The following is a 19,411-nucleotide window of genomic DNA, read 5'->3' on the forward strand; positions in this document are numbered from 1 at the left end:
GGATACCGTTGTTAATTAATTTAAAATGGTATACTTTTGAAATGAAATAGTGGTATACTTTTCAGTTGAAATAAACATTCTATTTGGTTTATAAAATTTGATTTTGCGCTGAGAAGTCAGCTTATAAAGGGTAGATGCTCCTAATCCAAGAAACTTTTGGGCTTGATTAAAATCCAAGAATTCTCTTTGATTGACCTCAAGTTTAGTAAGAAGTTCTACTATTTTGAATAGGGACCTTTCAATTCTTTCTGTCTCCATAATTTCTTTATTTACAATTATGAAGCAAAGGAGAAAATTGATTTAATGTAGAAAAAGTCTAATTTTGTTGATTTAATGTTGATTTAAAAAAAGCTATTTAGAAAGGTGCTTTTTTATAATCGGAGGCAAATAAGAAAGGTCATGATTAAACCTTGTATTTCTAAAACTACTATTCAGAGATTCAAGAGAATTCTCCTTTAAAGCATCAAATACATTTCGAAGAAATTCTAAAATGTCACTCCTTTTAGGCTTAGAGGTTTTAAGCTCTTTATGAAAAACCCAGAAGGTAAATTGGAGAAGACCTGAAGGGATATTTAGCCTTAATTTTTTTTTAAGCTCAGGAATCTTTTTTTCCTCTATTAACTGAATTATCATTTTTATCATCTCAGCATGATCTTCATGATTCATTATTGGTTGCCCTTTTTCATTTTCCTCTTTTAAATAGAGGAAAGTTGCATTGATGATATCGTTATTAGATAAAAGAGATGTATCAAAATAATCTTCCTTATCTGTTGATTGAGTTAAATGAATTAAATGGTTTTCACATTTTTGAAGATACTTATAGATTAAAGGATAAGTTGAAATTGTTTTAGCATAGTCATTTTTTAAATCATAAAGAATTTTTTTTTGAACTGTAGAAAAATTAATGTTGTCTATGCTGTTTTGTTGAAAGAGATCAGCTAATTCTTTCTTGTAAAACAGCAATGCCTTATCCAGTTCTCGTTTTAAACTATCATTAAGTTCAAACTTGATTTCTACTGTCCTCCCTTCTTCATCTGGTGCTAAATAACTTAAATATTCTTCAGACTTATTTATAACTGAAATATCATATTCCTCCCTAATATTGGCATAAAAAGAATTTCTCCATTCAGGAAAAGAAGAAAGAAATGTCCTGAAGTATAAAGTTGGCTTATAGGAATCCATAGTAATTTCTCATTCCCGAAAATTAAACAATTCTGAAGAATGGTACCAAAAGCAGTACCATACAAATGAAAAAACCTCCCAGAATTGTGGGAGGTCAAGTTATATAAGGCTCTTCAAAGATATCTTCTAATTTCTGGTTGTTGATTATGAGTCAAGTGCTCTAACCAGCTGAGCTATAGGACCCTTCAGGTAAAATGGAATTTAAAAAATTCCTCACCCGAAATAGGAGTGCAATATTAGTACAATTTTTCAATCCCTGCAAGGACGAAAAAGCAAATTTCTCAAATGGATTTTCCTCCTCCTTCTTTTAGGGTTAGGAGGGGATTATCTCCTGGCATAATTCTACCAGTACCCCATTAGAACTTTTTGGATGTAGAAATGCCACAAGCTTATTATCTGCGCCTTTCCTGGGTTCTTTGCTTATCAATTGAAAACCTTCAGTTTCCAATCTTTTTATTTCAGCTTCAATATCATCTACCGCAAAAGCTATATGATGCATGCCTTCTCCCCTTTTTGCGATAAATTTTGCGACCGGGCTATCATCATTTGTTGCCGCCAACAATTCAATTTTACTTTCTCCAATCTTAAAGAAGGAAGTAGCTACGCCTTCGGTTTCTACTGTTTCGGTTTTATAATTTTCGGCACCCAGCAAGGCGGCGTATGTTTTATTGGCTTCATTTAAATCCTTAACGGCTATGCCTATATGTTCAATTTTTTTCATTTTTTCCTTCTCATTGTAATTTTAAGTAGATAAAAATACTATAATCTTTAAATATGCTATTTTTGCATTATGGAAGAAACTAACAGACAAAAGAAAATAGGAGGTGTATTGCAGAAAGATTTAGCTGATATCCTTCAGAATAACCTAAGGGATGCAGGTAAAACAGGAATTCTGATCTCTGTTTCCAAAGTAAAGGTCACTACAGATCTTTCTGTGGCAAAGGCCTACCTGAGTATTTTCCCGCCAAAACATGCCAAAGAGATCCTGCAGGATATCGATGCCGTAAAGCCACAAATTAAACATGAGCTGGCACAACGCACCAGGAACCAGCTGCGCAAAATGCCCGATATTAATTATTATATAGATGACTCGCTGGAATATATTGAAGGCATTGAAAAATCTATAAAAGGGACTGAAGACCCTATTTCTAATCCGGATTTACTGGAACGAAGGAAAAAATCCTAATTTGAAGTTCTCGCTCTACATCGCCAGGCGGTATCTGTTTACCAAAAGCAGCAATAATGCCATAAATATTATCACCATAATTGCCGCGATTGGAGTATTTGCAGGGGCTTTTTCGCTTTTTATAGTACTTTCAGGTTTTTCAGGATTGCGCGATTTCAGCCTTTCCTTTACCAATGCCTTTGATCCTGATCTAAAGGTGCTGCCGGCAAGTGGCAAGACGCTTCAGGTTTCAGAAGAAGAAACGTCTGAGCTTCAAAAAATGCAGGGCGTAGCCCAGTTTTCCAAAGTTATTGAGGAACGGATTTTCCTGGATTACCGCTCCAAGAACCATACTGCCTTTATAAAAGGGGTAGATGAAAATTATCCCCGGGTAAATGATATTGAAAGCACTATTTATGATGGTACCTGGCTCAATAAAAATGAACCACAGGTGGTGGTGGGCGCGGGAATAAGCCGTTTGCTGGGCCTTAGTATTTTTAATTATAACGACCTGCTGAGCATTCTTGTTCCTAAACCCGGGAAAGGCCAGATTACCAATCCCGCTGATGCTTTTAACCGTAAACAGGTAATCATCAGCGGGATTTATAGTGTAAATGAAGACCTGGACAGCAAATATGTGTTTTCCAACATCAGCTTTGCGCAAAGCCTGCTCAATTTAGAACCGGATACCTATACCGGCTTGGAACTAAAACTCGCCCCCGGCACCGACCCAGATGTGCTTTCCAAAAAGATCAAATCGGTTTTTTCCGAAGAAATAATAATAAAGAACCGTGCCCAGCTAAACGAAGTGCTTTATAAAATGCTGAATACCGAAAACCTGGCGGTGTACCTGATTTTTACCCTGGTGCTCATCATTGCCTTATTTAATGTAGTGGGCTCCATTATTATGGTGATCCTGGATAAGCGGGAAAATGTGAAAACATTATTCAGCCTGGGGGCAACCCCGAACCAAATTAAGAATATCTTCTTTTTACAGGGAATGCTCATGTGCTTTATAGGCGGAATAATTGGCCTGGGTTGTTCTATAGTTCTCATTTACCTGCAACTGCAGTATGACCTGGTAATGATAACGCCAACACTCCCTTATCCCGTAAGCATTACTGCGGAAAATATACTGCTTGTAATTCTAACAATAGGAATATTAGGAGTTATAGCCTCATATATTGCGGCAGGCCGAAGCAAAAAGGCACTCGCGCATTAGGCAAATTCGTAGCCGGCAAATTCCTTCTCCACCTCATCAAAAGCGGCAAAAACATCGGCAGCGTCATCACTGGTCACCATCTTCATCCGGTATTCCTTAAAGTGCGGAATGCCTTTAAAATAATTGGTATAATGGCGGCGGGTCTCAAAAACCCCCAGTTTATCCCCTTTCCAGTCAATTGCCATTTGTAGATGCCTCCTGGCGGCATCCACTCTTTCCTGAAGCGTTGGCGGCGCAAGGTGTTCCCCGGTTTCAAAATAATGCTTTACTTCCCTGAAGAACCATGGATATCCTATACTTGCACGGCCAATCATTGCGCCATCAAGCCCAAATTTATCACGCATTTCCACCGCTCTTTCTGGAGAATCTACATCGCCATTCCCAAAAACAGGAATATGCATCCGTGGATTATTTTTAACCTCTGCAATAGGTCTCCAGTCGGCTTCGCCTTTATACATTTGTGCCCTGGTACGACCGTGTATGGCAATTGCCTGGCAGCCTACATCCTGTAACCTCTCGGCTACCTCTACAATTTTTATAGAATCATGGTCCCAGCCCAAACGGGTTTTTACCGTTACGGGCAGCTTGGTATGTTTTACCATGGCTTCGGTAAGGGAAACCATAAGGTCTATATCTTTAAGTATCCCGGCTCCTGCACCTTTGGAAACTACTTTTTTTACGGGACATCCAAAGTTGATATCAATAATATCCGGGCCAGATTTTTCAACAATTTCAACAGATTGCAGCATAGATTCCAGGTTGGCCCCAAAAATCTGAATACCCACCGGGCGTTCCTTTTCGTAAATATCCAGCTTCATCACGCTTTTGGCCGCATCGCGAATAAGGCCTTCAGAAGAAATAAATTCAGTATATACCACATCTGCGCCCTGCTCTTTGCAAAGTGCACGAAAAGGCGGATCGCTCACATCTTCCATTGGCGCTAAAAGCAATGGAAATTCTCCAACATTTATGTCTCCTATTTTTGCCACAATATTTTTGTTTGGGACTGCAAAATTAAGAAAAAGCAAACTAACCCGCTAAAAGGAAGAATAATATCTTTTGGGAAAGCTTTTCAGAAAAAACGAAACTGAAAGAGATGATGAAAAAATTATAAAGCGCTTTCTTCTTCCAGGCGTATACTTTCTTCAGCGTCTATAGCTCGTTTGTTATCCCTTAATTTGAAATTTCCGAATTTATAGATTAGCCCAAATCTTATTTGCCGGGATTCCGGCTTGGCGAAAAAGGTATAATTCTGATTTAAATAATCTGAAGTTAACGGAATATTCATCGTGTTGAAGATGTCTTCAGCATTTATTGTTACTGTTAGCCGACTGTCAAAAAAGGTTTTTCTCAGTCCTATATCCAATCCATATTGCTGTTCGTCATAAGTATAAGATCCTGCAATAAAATCGGGGTTATATGTTGCCGTAAGATCTCCAATAAAAGTACCATCTTTAGAGAGGGTAAACTGATTGAACATTTGTATGTAAGTACTAAAAACATCGTTATTCACCTCCTGATTACTACTCTCGTATGCGATAAATTCATTTTCCATATAATATAAGGAACCGTAAAGATACAGATACCACCAGTCTTTAAGATAGCCATAATACATCACATCCAGGCTAAACTGTTGTTCATAATTCATATTCGCGTTTACAGAGCGCAGCACATGTTCTTCATTATCCTGAAATGGAAGCACGGCAGTGGCATTATCTATCCTGTCCCAGTACACGTCAAACGACAACTGGTTTTTATAGGTATAGTTGAAGTTGATCTTATTTGAAATGGACGGCCTGAGATTAGGATTCCCCTGGTTCACCAGATTCTCGTTTAGGAAATACAGGTACGGATTAAGGCTTTGAAACCTGGGACGCGCAATCCGCCGACTGTAATCTATACTGAAGGAATTGTTCTCACTTTGATTATACATCAAGTAAAACGTGGGGAACAATTGAAAGTATTCCTGGGTATTCACAGCACCAAGACTGTTCGAAATTCCCTGAATATCTGTATATTCTCCTCGTAATCCCCCTTTTACGCTCCACTTCTCCCAGTCTTTGGAAATGCTGGCGTAAGCGGCATAAATATTCTCATCATAACTAAATTCATCAGAAAGTCCATCTATAAAAGCCTGTGTTCCTGAATTTGTGTCAAAAAAATCCAAACCGCTATCTGATGTTATTCCTGAATATTTTACTCCGGTTTCAAAATTTGTACTTCCCAGGAAGGGGGTGGTTACATCTACCTGGCCGGTATAAATATGACTCTGCTGGCCGGAAAGCGTATAAAAAGAATTATCATGAAGCAGGTCTCCCTCCGGAGAAAGGTATCTCGTCATCAGGTCCTGCGTTTGGTCATCATTGTAATAAATATAATTAGCCACAGCTGAAAGAGAAGCCCCTTTCACGCCAATAGAAGTATTGTAGTTTGCGCTTAAGAGCACGTTATCCTGCTCATTTTCAAGCCTGCTATCGGTTGTAAAAAGAGAATCCAGCTGTTGCTGTGGATTATATATTTCGGTACGACCACCAATATCTGAATTTCTTTTTGGGGTAATTTGAACATTGGCGCTAAGGCTAAGAGAACTAATTTCACTAAGCGTAAAATCCATAATAGTATTAAAACTATGCGAAATAGTGCGGGTATCCCTTTCAAAATCGGTATACCATCTGGAATCCACAAGGCCGGAAGGCTCATAAAATTCTATCCTGCTATCATCGTTTTTGTAATCGAACCTGGAGTTAAGGTTATAGCTCGCAAAAACATTGAGCCAGTCATTTTTATAATACTGGCTGGTTCCTACGTTATATTTGGGAACAATGGCTATGGTATTGGAAGCATTTATGCTGCCTTTATACCCTATAGAAATATTTTTGCTGGTTTGGATGTTAAGAATAGCGCCACCTTCAGCATCATATTTGGCCGGTGGATTGGTGATTACCTCAACAGATTTTACATTTCCGCCGGAAAAACCTTCGAGCAATTGTTGCAGTTCCTGGCTGGAAAGGTATACCTTCCGGTCATTTATATAAACTGTGGCAGGACGGTTTTTTACCAGAAGCTGGCCCTGACTCACTATTACACCAGGTGTTCGTTTTAGTATATCATAAGTGTTCCCGGTAGAGAGGGTTGAATTTTCAACACTAAAAGTTATACGGTCTACACTTCTGGTCACTTTAGGCCGCCTTGCATTAACGGTTACTTCATCAAGATTATCCAGATTTTCTTCCAGCTGAATGGGTTCCAGCCGAGTATCTCCATCTACCTCTATATTTTTAAAATATTCCTTATATCCAATAAAGCTCACCTTTAGTAAGTATGCATTATCCTCTATATCCTGCAATAGAAACATTCCATTTTCATCGGAAACAGCGCCTTTGTAAACAGTGGTGGAGTCTTCGGCATTGAGTAAGATCACATTGGCAAAGGCAACGGGCTCATCTGCATTAAGCAGTTTACCACTTACATTACTTTGAGAAAATAAACTATTATTTATAAACAGGAAAAAAAGTAGGGTAAAGACGGGGGCGACATTTATCTTGAGCATACAGCAACTGGCTTTCTTAATTGGAAATTTGAAGCAAATATAGTATTTCCTAAATAACTGTTAATATTTTTATTCTTCCTATGCGGATTTTAACCTGAAAATTGAATAAAATATAATTATAGTTACTTATAATGCTTATTTGCTAAAAATCACCTGTCTCAAATTTTAATATTTCAGAATGCAATAATTCAAGACCCAGAATTTCACGTAATGAGGCATATTATCTTCCACCTGTAGCAATCACTATGTAACCAAATCCCTGCTCCCGGAAATTGCTTAGATGTTATGCTCTCGCTCGTCAAAATTCACTCTCCTAATAACCTTCCGGGATCCATACTTGCTTCTTTAGGGGTGGTATATTTAAACCTGATCCCTCCTTTTATATATACGCCATCCCCTGCTTTAAACTTTTCCCCCACACTTACGGGGAGTTTACCATTGGCGCCCACCCCACCAAAGATTACCTGTGCGGCAATTTCTTCTGTAATTTTTGAATCCTGGTAAGTTTCAATTAACACTGGCGCCTGCTCGATATTATCAATCTTATTAAGCGCATAAGGATTCTTAAAAAAGCTAATGACCGTATTTTTTTCTGCGGAAAGTTCACCTATAAATTCCTGTACTTCTTCAGAAAATTTCATGGTATTCCGCGGATATTTACTGTCATCATGAACTCCTATAATTGTTAAATTAAAATCTCCCATTGCTTCTTTAATTTTATTTATTTCTGAAGTTTTCGCATCGGCGTCCAGCTGAAAATGCCTGACTTTAGTATAAAGGCTTAAAGCTTTTTGAAATTCAGTTTTATCTGAAGCGCCTATAGAAATAGAAGCAATTTTTAGGGTATCCAGCCTTTTTAGTGGGATTATTTCTTCTTCATTTTTAAGAACAGTCATGGAAGCCTCCACTAATTTTTGTTGTAAATAAAGGGCTTTTGGTGTATTGAGCTGTTTCAGGATATCCTTAACCGGGACAGGTTTATAGTGGTTAAGCCCCACCCATTGTTTTACCGCCAGGATCTTGCGGCATCTTTTGTCAATTTCCGCCTGGCTAATAATTCCCTGCGCTATGGCTTTGCGTACTTCAGCAATGGCTTTAGGCACATCTTCAGTAAATTCCAAAAGATCATTTCCGGCTAAAACTGCCATTTTATCTACCACGCCGGGTTCATTCCCTTTAGTAACCCCTTTCATATTCATGGCGTCTGTAACAATAAGGCCTTCAAAACCCAAACTATCTTTTAAAATTCCGGTAATAATGGCCTTTGATAATGTGGAAGGCACCCCTGTGGAATCCAGCGCCGGAATATTTAAATGGGCAACCATTACGCCTCCAATTCCGGCATTTATCAATTCTTTAAAAGGGTACATTTCCAGGGTATCCAGCCGTTCAAAAGGATGGTTTATTTGCGGCAGGGCAAGATGGGAATCGGTATCGGTATCTCCATGTCCGGGAAAATGCTTTGCAGTGGTGAGAATTCCTGCATCCTGCATGCCTTTCATGTAAGCAATACCTTTTTGGGCAACGTTCAATTTATCTTCGCCGAACGAGCGGTAATTGATCACAGGATTATTAGGATTATTGTTCACGTCTACCACGGGTGCAAAATTAAGATGAAGCCCGGTTCTTTTAATTTGCCTGGCCACCTCCTGCCCCATTTCGTAGAGTAGTTTATCCTCCTGAATGGCACCCAGTGGCATTTGATATGGAAAACTTATCGTATTGTCCAGCCGCATCCCAAGGCCCCATTCAGCATCTATAGCGCCAAGCAAAGGAACTTTTGAAGCCTGCTGATAATCGTTCATCAATTCCACCTGGGTTTTTGGGTCTCCCTGGAAGAAAATGAGTCCGCCAATTTTTTGCTTTTTTATAAGTTCCAGGATTTCCTGCTTATGTTTTTTTCCCCTGTTAGAATATGCTGCCACCATAATAAGCTGGGCAATACGTTCATTGGGAGTGAGCTCCTGCATTACAGAATCTACCCATTTGCTGTTTTGATACTGAAGGAATTCAGGTTTAACGGCATTACTTTCCTGAGCAAATAGCTTGAAGCTCAAACCAAAAACAGTCAATAAAAAAGCCAGGGATATTCTTATTTTCATGGGTGATAATTATGGATTGAATAGGTTCTTTTACAGCATCTATTAAACGTCAAAGGCCTGCAAATATTAGTAGATTTTGCCAAGCTTTCTGTGAAAAATAAAAATATAGTTTTAATTGCAAAGCAGGAGTTATAATTGCATACTTATTATTTAGGATATTTTCCTGGAAAGTTTTGCTATTGGCATATTTACTAAAGCCAATTAAAGAGCTACTGCGAATGGTTTTATATTAAGCTTTTATAAATATTTAATCATTATAAACATTCTGCATATTTTTATAGGAGTAATATGCCAAAAGATTTCATAATTTAATGATCAAAAAAAAATTCACAATAGAAATACGGTAGCTAATTAAACTAACAGAAACTTATGGCAAGATTAAACCTTCTTGAAGAAACCCGCTTTGAAAAAGTTCCCGTAACGGTTTACAAGGATCAGCATATCGCTTCAAAGAATGTCGCAACGCGTATTGCCAATCTTATTAAGAGAAAAAGGGAGCAGGGAAAAAATGCTGTACTTGGCCTTGCCACCGGGGCCACTCCAGTAGAAGTGTATGCAGAACTGGTAAGGTTGCACAGGGAAGAAGGTTTGAGCTTCAGCAATGTGATTACCTTTAATCTGGATGAATATTACCCCATGGCACCAACCTCACCGCAGAGCTATGTCACCTTTATGTATGAGAATCTTTTTGATCATATTGATATTAAAAAGGAGAACATTCATATTCCCGACGGAACGCTAAAAAAGGAAGACATCGCCGAATACTGCATTGGCTACGAAAATAAAATTGGCCAACTGGGAGGGCTGGACCTTCAAATTCTTGGAATAGGTAGAACGGGACATATAGGCTTTAATGAACCGGGTTCTGCGCCCAATTCAGGAACCAGGCTGGTAACCCTGGACGATCTTACCCGGCGCGATGCTTCCCGTGATTTTGGCGGCAAGGAAAATGTTCCTACTAAAGCCATAACCATGGGTATTGGTACTATTTTTAAGGCAAGGGAAATTATCCTGATGGCCTGGAATACCAAAAAAGCTTCTATCATTAAAAAAGCGGTGGAAGGGGAAACTTCGGGAGAGGTTCCGGCAACCTATTTACAACTTTCAGATAATACTGAATTTGTTTTGGATGAAGATGCCGCTTCAGAACTCACCCGCTTTAATACACCCTGGCTGGTGAAGGATTGTGTGTGGGACAAACACCTTATTAAAAAAGCAGTGATCTGGTTATCTCATGCGGTAAATAAACCTATCCTGAAATTAACCGATGAAGATTACAACAATAACGGGATGGCGCAGCTTGCCACCGAAAAAGGACCCGCCTATAACATAAATATTGATGTTTTTAATCAGTTACAACACAGCATTACCGGCTGGCCGGGAGGAAAACCCAATGCTGATGATTCGCAGCGACCAGAACGGGCAGAACCGGCAAGAAAAAGAGCGGTAATCTTTTCCCCGCATCCCGATGATGACGTTATTTCTATGGGAGGCACCTTTATACGGCTGGTAGACCAGGGACATGATGTACACGTTGCGTATCAAACTTCTGGAAATACTGCTGTTTGGGACACCGATGTACTTAGGTATGTGGAATTTGCCATAGACTTTAACAAAAGTATCGGGGAAGACATTTCAAAACTGGAAAAAACTTATGAAGACATGCGTGCTTTTATTAAGCAGAAACAACCCAATGAAATTGACCTGCCGGAAGTGCGTAATGTAAAAGCTTTTATCCGTAAAACCGAAGCGATCGCAGGAGCGCGTTATGCCGGCCTTCAGGATAAAAACATTCATTTTATGGCATTGCCTTTCTATGAAACCGGGAAAATGGTTAAAAATCCCGTGACTCATGAAGATGTAAAACTCACCGTAGAACTTCTTCAGAAGATAAAACCACACCAGATTTTTGCTGCAGGAGATTTTGCCGATCCACATGGAACACACCTGGTATGCTTTAAAATTGTATTGGCCGCTATGGAAGAATTACGTAAAACCGAAGATTGGGCAAGGAAAGCCTGGCTTTGGATGTACCGGGGTGCGTGGCATGAATTTGAAACCCATGAAATTGAAATGGCCGTGCCGCTTTCCCCACAGGAAGTGGAACGTAAAAAAATTGCCATTTTTCAGCATCAATCCCAAAAGGACCGTCCTGTATTTCCCGGGGATGATGAGCGGGAATTCTGGATGAGGGCACAGGAAAGGAACAGGGAAACAGCCGCCGATTATCATAAACTGGGGCTCGCGAATTATGAAGCTATGGAAGCCTTTGTAAAATGGAAATTTTAAAGCTATAACTCCCAAAAAATAGTTCGGCCTCCCTGGAAAAGGTAAATTGCGACCCTCCGGGCAGAATTGCCGGGATTTAAATACTAAAATAAACATGAACAAAATATTTGCCGCTTTTCTTCTTACCTGCATGTGCATTATGTTTTCCTGCAGTTCCAATCCCTACTCCAAAACCAACAGGGTTTACAAAAAGCAAACAAAAGCCTATGCGAAAGAATTGCGTATTTCTCCTGAAGAAGAACTTTCTGACACTTCAAAGATACAATACGCGCCCGCATGGGTGGGAACTACAAATTTTAACCTTAGAAGGCCCAATTTTGTAGTGATTCACCATACTGCGCAGGATTCGGTGGCGCAAACCTTAACCACTTTTACGTTGCCGCGTACACAGGTGAGCGCACATTATGTTATTGGGCGCGATGGGGAGGTGTATCACATGCTCAACGATTATTACCGGGCATGGCATGGCGGCGTGGGCTCCTGGGGCACTACCAACGACCTTAATTCGGCTTCTATTGGGATAGAGCTGGATAATAATGGTTTTGAAGAATTTCCTGAAGCACAAATAAACAGCCTGCTGGATGTTTTAGAAATGCTTAAAAAGAAATATAAAATCCCTGAGCAAAACTTTATAGGCCATTCTGATATCGCTCCTACCCGAAAAGTTGATCCCAGCGTATTTTTTCCGTGGAAAAAACTGGCCGAAGAAGGCTACGGAATCTGGTATGATGAAGAAGTGGTAGAAAACCTTCAGATGGAAGCAGCGTTTTTTAATACTGATAATCAACTGATCATGGCAAAATTAAATCCGCTTACCCAAAAACTGCCTTTTTTAGACCGCCTCCTTTTCCCGAATATCGTTCCTTCAGATTTTAATTATGCAGATGCTCTTAAAATTATTGGATATGATACCTCTAATTTATCATCGGCTATCCAGGCCTTTGAGCTGCATTTTATCCAGGAAGATATCAACGGGATTTTAAGTGAACACGAGCTGAAGGTACTTTATGATCTCTATAAAAAATCTCTTTAAAATTACTTATACTTGTCTGGTGATGCTCCTCTCCTTTTTCAAAGGAGGCGGCAAAGGACGGATGGCTTTTTTATTTCCTGTTTTCAATAAAGCATCTATTGTTTTTTTTAGATGCCTTAGACATGGTTTAGCCTTCCGTCTTAATCTTCTGCCGAAGATTAATCCACCTTCCCTTAAAGGGAAGGAGCTTTTTACATTCCTACTATTCAGGCATCTCTAGACTTCTTCGCTCGAGGAAACACCTTTTTTTAAGCGACAGAAGCTCTTAATTATTCTGAAGCTTCCGCGGAAGCAGCATCTGTGGTAAAAATATCTTTTTTCCGAAGATAAGTAAGCCCTTCGCCTTGCTGATTCAGCAACCGCTTGGTTCTTAAATACCGGTCATAATTCCCCTGGTCAAAATTTTCAGCATTTTTATCCATACTGCTAATATGCACCCTTCCGGAAGAGTGGATAAATTCGTTGTTTCCTATCCACATTCCCACGTGCACCACTCTTTCTGAAGTAGAATCTGTAGCCGGCCGGCCGAAGAAAAGCAGATCTCCGGGCACCAGGTTTTCAAAATTTCGGGTGGAATCCACCAGTTTTCCGGTATGTACCTGCTGCGAAGCATCCCGTGGGATCACTATTCCGTTTAAAAAATAAATAGTTTTGGTGTAGCCGCTGCAATCCACTCCTTTTGGAGAAGTGCCGCCCCATAAATAAGGTAAACCCATTAATTTTCTGGAAGTGGCGATAAGATCCTCCCCTTCCGGATCAAGATTTTGGAGCCATTCTTTATATTTTTTTCCTTCCTTTTGCTGAATATAAGCGGTTCTTCCATCGGGATATTCCACCTTAAAAAAGCCATTTTCGGTACCTGTTAATTCCAGAATATCTCCCGCAACAAGATCAGACACCACTTCGGAATTCGTATTTGCCTCAGCAAAAGAATTTCCGGAGGGCTGAAGGTAAATGAGTTTTTCTGAAGCTTTCCAGTCTTTAAATTCTTCTTCGGAATAAATTTGCACTCCACCGCCATCTACCCATGCCAGGTAATCGTCCGGCGTCTGGATTAAATACCAGTTACTGTTTTTCTTGTACACATTTACGGGCATTCCCAAGGTAGCCTGGGTAACCAGCTCTGAGGAATGTGCCGCGTCTCCCCTTAAGTTCGCCACCGAAATTTTAATTACACCCTTGCTATTTGCCATTTCTTCCTCCGGCAAAATTTGAATGCTGTCCTTAAAATTGATGTTTTGAGACTTGAGTTTTTCCTTTAGATTTTCCACCGCTTCAGGAAGATTGGATTCTCCTTTTAGAATATAAGTATCCTTATTTTCTTCTGCCTCAATATCAAAAAGTGCCACCCGTTTGTCTGGCGCATATTCCTGCCGCACTTCAGCAATAAGGTTTTCGGCTTCATTTGGGGTGTCAGAAGCCGTATTCTTTTCGTTATTACAACTGCTCAGCATTAATAATGCAAGAGCCAGAAATGCAGAATTTAGTATCTTTTTCATCTTCATTTTATATTTCATGTAAATTTAATCAATTTTGCCCCGGTGCCGTTTCTTTCAGGGAAATGTACTGCTCCATCCTTTAATTTTACACCATCGGCAATATCATTTTTAATAAGCAACCCGCCATCCATATCTACATAATCCAGTAAAGGCAGTAAATGTGCAATAGCCGAAATTCCCACGGTGGACTCTGTCATACACCCTACCATTACCTTAAGTCCGAGCGATTTTGCTTCGGCAATCATTCGCCTGGCGGGGGTTAAGCCGCCGCATTTGGTCAATTTGATATTGATGCCGTGAAAATATCCGGCGCATTGTTTCACATCGGCTTCAGTGATACAACTTTCATCGGCAATTACCGGCAGAACAGAGTTTTTGAAGACCTTTTTCATTCCCTCAAAATCTTCTTTGGGCAAAGGCTGCTCCAAAAATTCCACATTTAAATCCTTCAGCAAAACAGCATTTTTTATAGCCTCGTCTGCATTCCAGCCACCATTGGCATCTACCCTGAAGATGGAATTGGTATGCTTTCTAAGCTCCCGGATAATTTCAACATCTTCATTGGTGCCCAGTTTAATCTTATAGAGCGGCCAGGGAAAATTCTTCATTTTCTGTACCATTTCTTCTATGGAACCAATGCCAATGGTATAATTGGAAAGAGGCAGGTTTTCCAACTCCAGCCCCCAAATTTTGTAAAGCGGCAAATTTTTAGCCTTCCCGTAGCGATCATGCACCGCGATATCCAAAGCGCACTGGGCAAAAGAATTTCCCTTAAAATACGGGGCCGTAATTTGCCAGATTTCCTCAGGAGATTTTTTTATATTTTCAGAAACTACCGGGGAAATTTCTTCTATTAACTGGCTCATTTTTTCTACGGAAACTCCATAATAGGAAGTGGCTGCTGCCTCTCCAAATCCAGTAAACCCGCCATAGGAGAGTTCTACCACCAATGTAGGCTGAACTTCACGGGAGCTGTGGCTAATCCTGAAAGGATCTTTTAATTCGAGCTCATATATATAGGTTTTCAACTCAAACGGCATCCTCTTGATTTTAGGTTACTTCAGGTCAATTTTCTTAAAGCTGCTTTCATTTCCTGTACGATCTACAGCGGTAACTCCAATTTCGCTAAAATTGGCTGCATTGCCTAAATTAAATTCCCTGGTTTCCCTGTTAAAAATCTTAAAATCCCATCCGGCATTCTCATATTTGAAATAAAGTACCCACCTAAAAACATCATCTTCCACGGGATGTTCCCAGGTAATATGGAGTTCACCATTGCTCCTGGTAATCTTTACTTCCGGGGCCTCCGGGGGCTGGTTGTCCAGCCAGGGACTTGCGGGAACCAAAGCATTTTTATGGTAAGGCCCTTCCAGTAACGCCGTTGCCAATTCAGGGTTTTTCATCACAGGCCCAACATTCCAGTGTACCGCACCTCTGCTGGCGGAGAGTCCACGGGTAATCATGATCTGATTTGTAATTTCACCGGTGTCCTTTTCCTTTTCCTCTCCAATTAGGCCGTCATTGATGCCTGCCCATAAATGCCTGTTTTTGGTATTCTCATTGCTCCACCAGCCCAGCAACACCGGGAAACTTTGGGGCACCTGGCTTATTTTCCAATAAAGCTGTGGCGTAAAATAATCTACCCAACCTTCATTAAGCCATAATTTTGCATCTGCATACAATTCGTTATACTGGTCCATTCCTTTGATGGAGGCAGGATGCCCGGGACGCCAGATACCAAACGGACTGATGCCGAATTTTACATAAGGTTTTTCAGCTTTAATTTCTGAATAAATACGTTTTACAAATTTGTTTACATTGTCCCTTCTCCAGTCCTCCCTGGATAATTCACCACCTGCAGCCTTGTATTTATTCCAGCTCTCTTCATCTGGAAAGGGCTTGTTCCCGTTGTAGGAAGCATAAGGATAGAAATAATCATCAAAATGAACCCCGTCTATATCATAACGCTTAACAATATCCATAACCACCCTGGAAACATGATCCCGGGTTTCCTGTTTTGCCGGGTCCATCCACCAAAATTTGTTTTTTAGTTCCACCATAAAGCCGGGCATGGTTTTTACCAGCGCATTTTCTGTTATTTCCCCTCCTGTAGTGTGATATGCCCTGTAAGGGTTGAGCCAAACATGCAATTCCAAACCACGATTATGAGCGGCCTCTATCCAGAATTTCAAAGGGTCATAATAAGGGTTGGGAGCCTTCCCCGTTTCGCCGGTAAGGAAGTAAGACCAGGGTTCTAATTCGCTACTGTAAAGGGCATCTGCCTGTGGCCGCACCTGTAAAATCACGGCATTAAAATGATGCGCTTCCAGAAAATCCAGGATCTGCAGGGCTTCCCTTTGTTGCTCGCTGGTGGAAAGGTTTCTTTTGCTTGGCCAGTTAATGTTGGCGACTGTAGCCACCCAGGCAGCACGAAATTCGGCTATACGCAGAGGAGGCGGGATCCTGAGGGTCTCCTTCTTTATCCTATCAGTCTCTTCCAAAGCAGGCGGAACCTGGGTTTCGCCAGGTTTTTCACCGGATTGGGTATGAGAGGCTGTGGGTTTATTTTTTACAACCGGCTGGCTGGTCTTGCAGGAATTTAGAAAGAAGAAACTGCAAAATAATACAAGACCAAAAATAATTCTGCAGGGCCTCCTTTTCTCAGCTTTTTCCATAAACCACTATCACTTTTCTTACGCTGCCATATTCCTGAAGCAGCTTTCCTGCTCTCTCTTCACTTACCCCAAGTTCCTCCATGATCATTTTTACACCACGGTTCACCAGTTTTTTGTTGGAAAGCTGCATATCTACCATTTTGTTTCCCTTTACCCTTCCCATTCTTATCATCGCGCCTGTGGAAATCATATTGAGAATTAGCTTTTGGGCCGTACCGGCCTTCATTCTTGTGCTCCCGGTTACAAACTCCGGTCCTACCACACATTCTACAGGAAATTCCGCAGCATTGCCCAGCGGGCTATTGGTATTACAGGTAATACATCCGGTGGCAATACCCTGTTCCCTTGCTTTTTTTATACCGCCAATTACATAAGGGGTAGTACCGGAAGCCGCAATCCCCACCAGGACATCTTTCTCACTTATATGAAATTGCTGAAGATCCAGCCAGGCCTGTTCGGTATTGTCTTCAGCATTTTCCACGGCATTTCTTAAGGCCGTGTCTCCCCCTGCAATAAGCCCAATTACCCAGTCTCCTGAAACGCCAAAAGTTGGAGGTACTTCTGAAGCATCCAAAACTCCCAGGCGGCCGCTGGTTCCGGCTCCTATGTAAAAAAGCCTCCCTCCCTTTTTCATTTTTTCAACCACTACTTCCAGCAGCTTTTCTATGTTGGGGATTATTTTTTCCACCGCCAGGGGCACGCTTTGATCTTCTTTATTAATATCCCTTAGCAACTCTCCTGTACTCTTATTTTCAAGATTATCGTAGTGTGAGGATTGCTCGGTAATTGGTTTATTCATGTCAATTTTTTTCGATATTTATTTGTTGTACTGGTTTTGTTGCCACCGCGAATAAAAAGACAGGAGACAAAAAGCATTACCAACGTTTAATAATTTGTATAAAAAGTTCATTCCCTAAAAACTTTACTTTTAAATACTTGCCCTGTGTACGCTTAACGGAGGAGAATGGCTTTTATTCTTCCTGCCCTGCGGCATAATTTTCAGGCATAAGGCCTGAAAAAACAGAACCGGCGGCTGGTGAAGTTTTATTTTCAGACCAATTAACACCGGGCGTTTTAAAATGATGAATTCCCATATTTTTTATCCGGTCACTTTGTGCTGCCAACCTTACCTTAAAATCATTAAAATCCAGGTGATCTTCCAGGCTCCAGGCAACTTCAGCAACGGCAATTAATCTTGGCCATAACCTGTTGTCCAGCATTTGATCGTTTAACACATATTCTGTCCATACCGCGGCCTCCACTCCTATCGCATTTGGATTCTTAGATCTGTATGTATAAACGTCTTCAATAGAAACTCCATCTTCTTTACACCAGTTATTGGTATTTTCCTGGCCGGGAACATTTGCATGATCCAGGTAAAAACTGGAACAAATAGATTCTATGGTCTTAAGGTTTTTTACCACGCTTTCCACCTCGCCGTGCCATTCCTGACTAATTAAAGAATTGCTCACCTTTCCTTTGGTGACTTCTTCCCAACCAATAGAGGTTTTTCCATAATGCTGAACAATAGAATCGGCTTTTACCACAAATTCTTCGTAGAGCGGATCTTCAATCTCGTCCCCTCCAATATGTATCCAGGGACCTTTGGTGATGCCCACCAGTTCGCCTATCACCTCAGAGACAAAATTATAAACCACCTCTGGTTTTTCAAGGCAGAATTTACTCCAGCCTACCTGAGGCCCGGTATAAGGTTCGGGTGGCATCGCTCTGGCGGGAGAAAGGTTGGAGTAATCTTCACAGTTTATTTCAGGGATAGAACGTAATGCCGCATAGATGTGCCCGGGCATATCAATTTCTGGAATTAAAATAATGTTCCTGGCCAGCGCGTATTCCTGTAATTCTTTATATTCCTGCTGGGTTAAAAATCCGGAATTTCCTCCTTCTGTAGCACTTTTAGAACCAATTTGGGTCAATGCAGGTTTAGATTTTATTTCTATACGCCAACCCTGGTCATCGCTAAGATGAAGATGAAGCCGGTTAAGTTTGTACAAGGCCATGCGGTCTACATGGTTTTTGAGATATTCCAGCCCAAAAAAGCTTCGGGCCACATCCACCATACTTCCGCGCCAGGAATATTCTGGTTTGTCTGTTATTTCAACATAACGTAAAACTACTTTTCTACTTAATTTTCCTTTTTCTATTTCTGGCGGAAAGAACTGCCGCAGGGTTTGTATTCCGTAGAATAATCCTGCTTCTGCAGCGGCCTGGAGATGTATTCCGGATGAATTAATAGCAAGTTTATAACCTTCTTCTCCCAATTCCCGCTCCAGAGAATTGTTTAAAGTGAGGTTCCAGTTTCCGCAATTTTCTCCTTCAGTTACTTCTGAAGCTATATTTGCCGCAGATAAAAGTTGTTCTACCCATTGTACAGATCCTTCGGCTTCTTTATTATAGCAAATGATATTTTTCTGCGGAATACTGTACTGATTGGTGCCCCAATCCACCATCTGAGGTGAAGGAATTAAAGAAGGCTGTTCTTCTTCAACTGAAGTAGTCCCGGGAGTATTTTTTGTGCCTGAGCAGGAAAATGCAATCATCAGCATGAAGAGAAAATAGGTAGAGGATTTTGGAAGTTTTGCTTTCATAGGATAATTATTGTGTTTTATTTTTAAGGGCATACCTTCATCGAGTTATACAATTTTCCCCTTTTGTGCCTTTCATATTTAAAATTTT

General features: G+C 40.6%; 15 protein-coding genes. 4 read left to right on the forward strand and 11 right to left on the reverse strand.

Going from position 1 to position 19,411, the window contains the following annotated elements; genetic code table 11:
* Positions 1 to 15: 15 nt before the first annotated feature.
* The 3 genes from AB8M93_RS08725 to mce all read right to left on the reverse strand — a co-directional run bounded on the left by AB8M93_RS08725 (position 16) and on the right by mce (position 1,903).
* Positions 16 to 258 (reverse strand): helix-turn-helix domain-containing protein, encoded by a 243-nt coding sequence (locus AB8M93_RS08725; RefSeq protein ID WP_373057189.1) that lies wholly within the window; start codon positions 256 to 258, stop codon positions 16 to 18.
* A gap of 93 nt (positions 259 to 351) precedes the next feature.
* Positions 352 to 1,182: a hypothetical protein gene (locus AB8M93_RS08730; RefSeq protein WP_373057190.1), complete on the reverse strand. Its 831-nt coding sequence runs from the start codon at positions 1,180 to 1,182 to the stop codon at positions 352 to 354.
* A gap of 313 nt (positions 1,183 to 1,495) precedes the next feature.
* The gene (mce, locus tag AB8M93_RS08735; RefSeq protein ID WP_373057191.1) at positions 1,496 to 1,903 is read right to left on the reverse strand and encodes a methylmalonyl-CoA epimerase; all 408 of its coding nucleotides are present in this window, start codon (positions 1,901 to 1,903) and stop codon (positions 1,496 to 1,498) included.
* Between the two features lie 69 nt (positions 1,904 to 1,972).
* Between mce and rbfA the strand changes: the two genes are divergently transcribed.
* The gene (rbfA, locus tag AB8M93_RS08740; protein ID WP_373057192.1) at positions 1,973 to 2,368 is read left to right on the forward strand and encodes a 30S ribosome-binding factor RbfA; all 396 of its coding nucleotides are present in this window, start codon (positions 1,973 to 1,975) and stop codon (positions 2,366 to 2,368) included.
* A gap of 1 nt (position 2,369) precedes the next feature.
* Positions 2,370 to 3,569, forward strand: coding sequence for an ABC transporter permease (locus tag AB8M93_RS08745; protein WP_373057193.1), 1,200 nt, complete (start codon positions 2,370 to 2,372; stop codon positions 3,567 to 3,569).
* On the opposite strand, the gene dusB is transcribed toward AB8M93_RS08745, so the two are convergent.
* From dusB to AB8M93_RS08760, 3 genes are all read right to left on the reverse strand, one after another.
* Positions 3,566 to 4,558 carry a tRNA dihydrouridine synthase DusB gene (gene dusB, locus AB8M93_RS08750; protein ID WP_373057194.1) on the reverse strand — a complete coding sequence of 331 codons (993 nt, stop codon included), beginning with the start codon at positions 4,556 to 4,558 and terminating at the stop codon, positions 3,566 to 3,568. The two genes, AB8M93_RS08745 and dusB, sit on opposite strands and share 4 nt — an antisense overlap.
* Positions 4,559 to 4,677: 119 nt before the next feature.
* Positions 4,678 to 7,119: an outer membrane beta-barrel protein gene (locus AB8M93_RS08755; RefSeq protein ID WP_373057195.1), complete on the reverse strand. Its 2,442-nt coding sequence runs from the start codon at positions 7,117 to 7,119 to the stop codon at positions 4,678 to 4,680.
* A 305-nt stretch (positions 7,120 to 7,424) separates the two neighbouring features.
* On the reverse strand, positions 7,425 to 9,221 hold the full coding sequence (locus tag AB8M93_RS08760) for a glycoside hydrolase family 3 protein (protein ID WP_373057196.1): 1,797 nt from the start codon (positions 9,219 to 9,221) through the stop codon (positions 7,425 to 7,427).
* A gap of 369 nt (positions 9,222 to 9,590) precedes the next feature.
* On the opposite strand from AB8M93_RS08760, the gene nagB reads away from it, so the two are divergent.
* Both nagB and AB8M93_RS08770 read left to right on the forward strand, forming a co-directional pair.
* Positions 9,591 to 11,510, forward strand: a complete 1,920-nt coding sequence (gene nagB, locus AB8M93_RS08765) for a glucosamine-6-phosphate deaminase (RefSeq protein WP_373057197.1) — start codon at positions 9,591 to 9,593, stop codon at positions 11,508 to 11,510.
* 94 nt (positions 11,511 to 11,604) lie between these two features.
* Positions 11,605 to 12,543: an N-acetylmuramoyl-L-alanine amidase gene (locus tag AB8M93_RS08770; RefSeq protein ID WP_373057198.1), complete on the forward strand. Its 939-nt coding sequence runs from the start codon at positions 11,605 to 11,607 to the stop codon at positions 12,541 to 12,543.
* A 269-nt stretch (positions 12,544 to 12,812) separates the two neighbouring features.
* Here AB8M93_RS08770 and AB8M93_RS08775 read toward each other — a convergent pair whose 3' ends face one another.
* The 5 genes from AB8M93_RS08775 to AB8M93_RS08795 form a co-directional block, all read right to left on the reverse strand.
* Positions 12,813 to 14,042, reverse strand: a complete 1,230-nt coding sequence (locus tag AB8M93_RS08775) for a C40 family peptidase (protein WP_373057199.1) — start codon at positions 14,040 to 14,042, stop codon at positions 12,813 to 12,815.
* Positions 14,043 to 14,056: 14 nt separating this feature from the next.
* On the reverse strand, positions 14,057 to 15,082 hold the full coding sequence (locus AB8M93_RS08780) for a dipeptide epimerase (protein WP_373057200.1): 1,026 nt from the start codon (positions 15,080 to 15,082) through the stop codon (positions 14,057 to 14,059).
* A 15-nt stretch (positions 15,083 to 15,097) separates the two neighbouring features.
* Positions 15,098 to 16,717, reverse strand: a complete 1,620-nt coding sequence (locus AB8M93_RS08785; protein ID WP_373057201.1) for a glycoside hydrolase family 10-like protein — start codon at positions 16,715 to 16,717, stop codon at positions 15,098 to 15,100.
* Positions 16,704 to 17,516, reverse strand: a complete 813-nt coding sequence (gene murQ, locus AB8M93_RS08790; RefSeq protein WP_373057202.1) for an N-acetylmuramic acid 6-phosphate etherase — start codon at positions 17,514 to 17,516, stop codon at positions 16,704 to 16,706. Before murQ ends, AB8M93_RS08785 begins: the two co-directional genes overlap by 14 nt.
* A gap of 172 nt (positions 17,517 to 17,688) precedes the next feature.
* On the reverse strand, positions 17,689 to 19,323 hold the full coding sequence (locus AB8M93_RS08795) for a beta-N-acetylhexosaminidase (protein WP_373057203.1): 1,635 nt from the start codon (positions 19,321 to 19,323) through the stop codon (positions 17,689 to 17,691).
* Positions 19,324 to 19,411: the final 88 nt, after the last annotated feature.

Source organism: Autumnicola aciditolerans (genome assembly GCF_041679265.1).
In the GTDB taxonomy this organism is placed as follows: Bacteria; Bacteroidota; Bacteroidia; order Flavobacteriales; family Flavobacteriaceae; genus Autumnicola.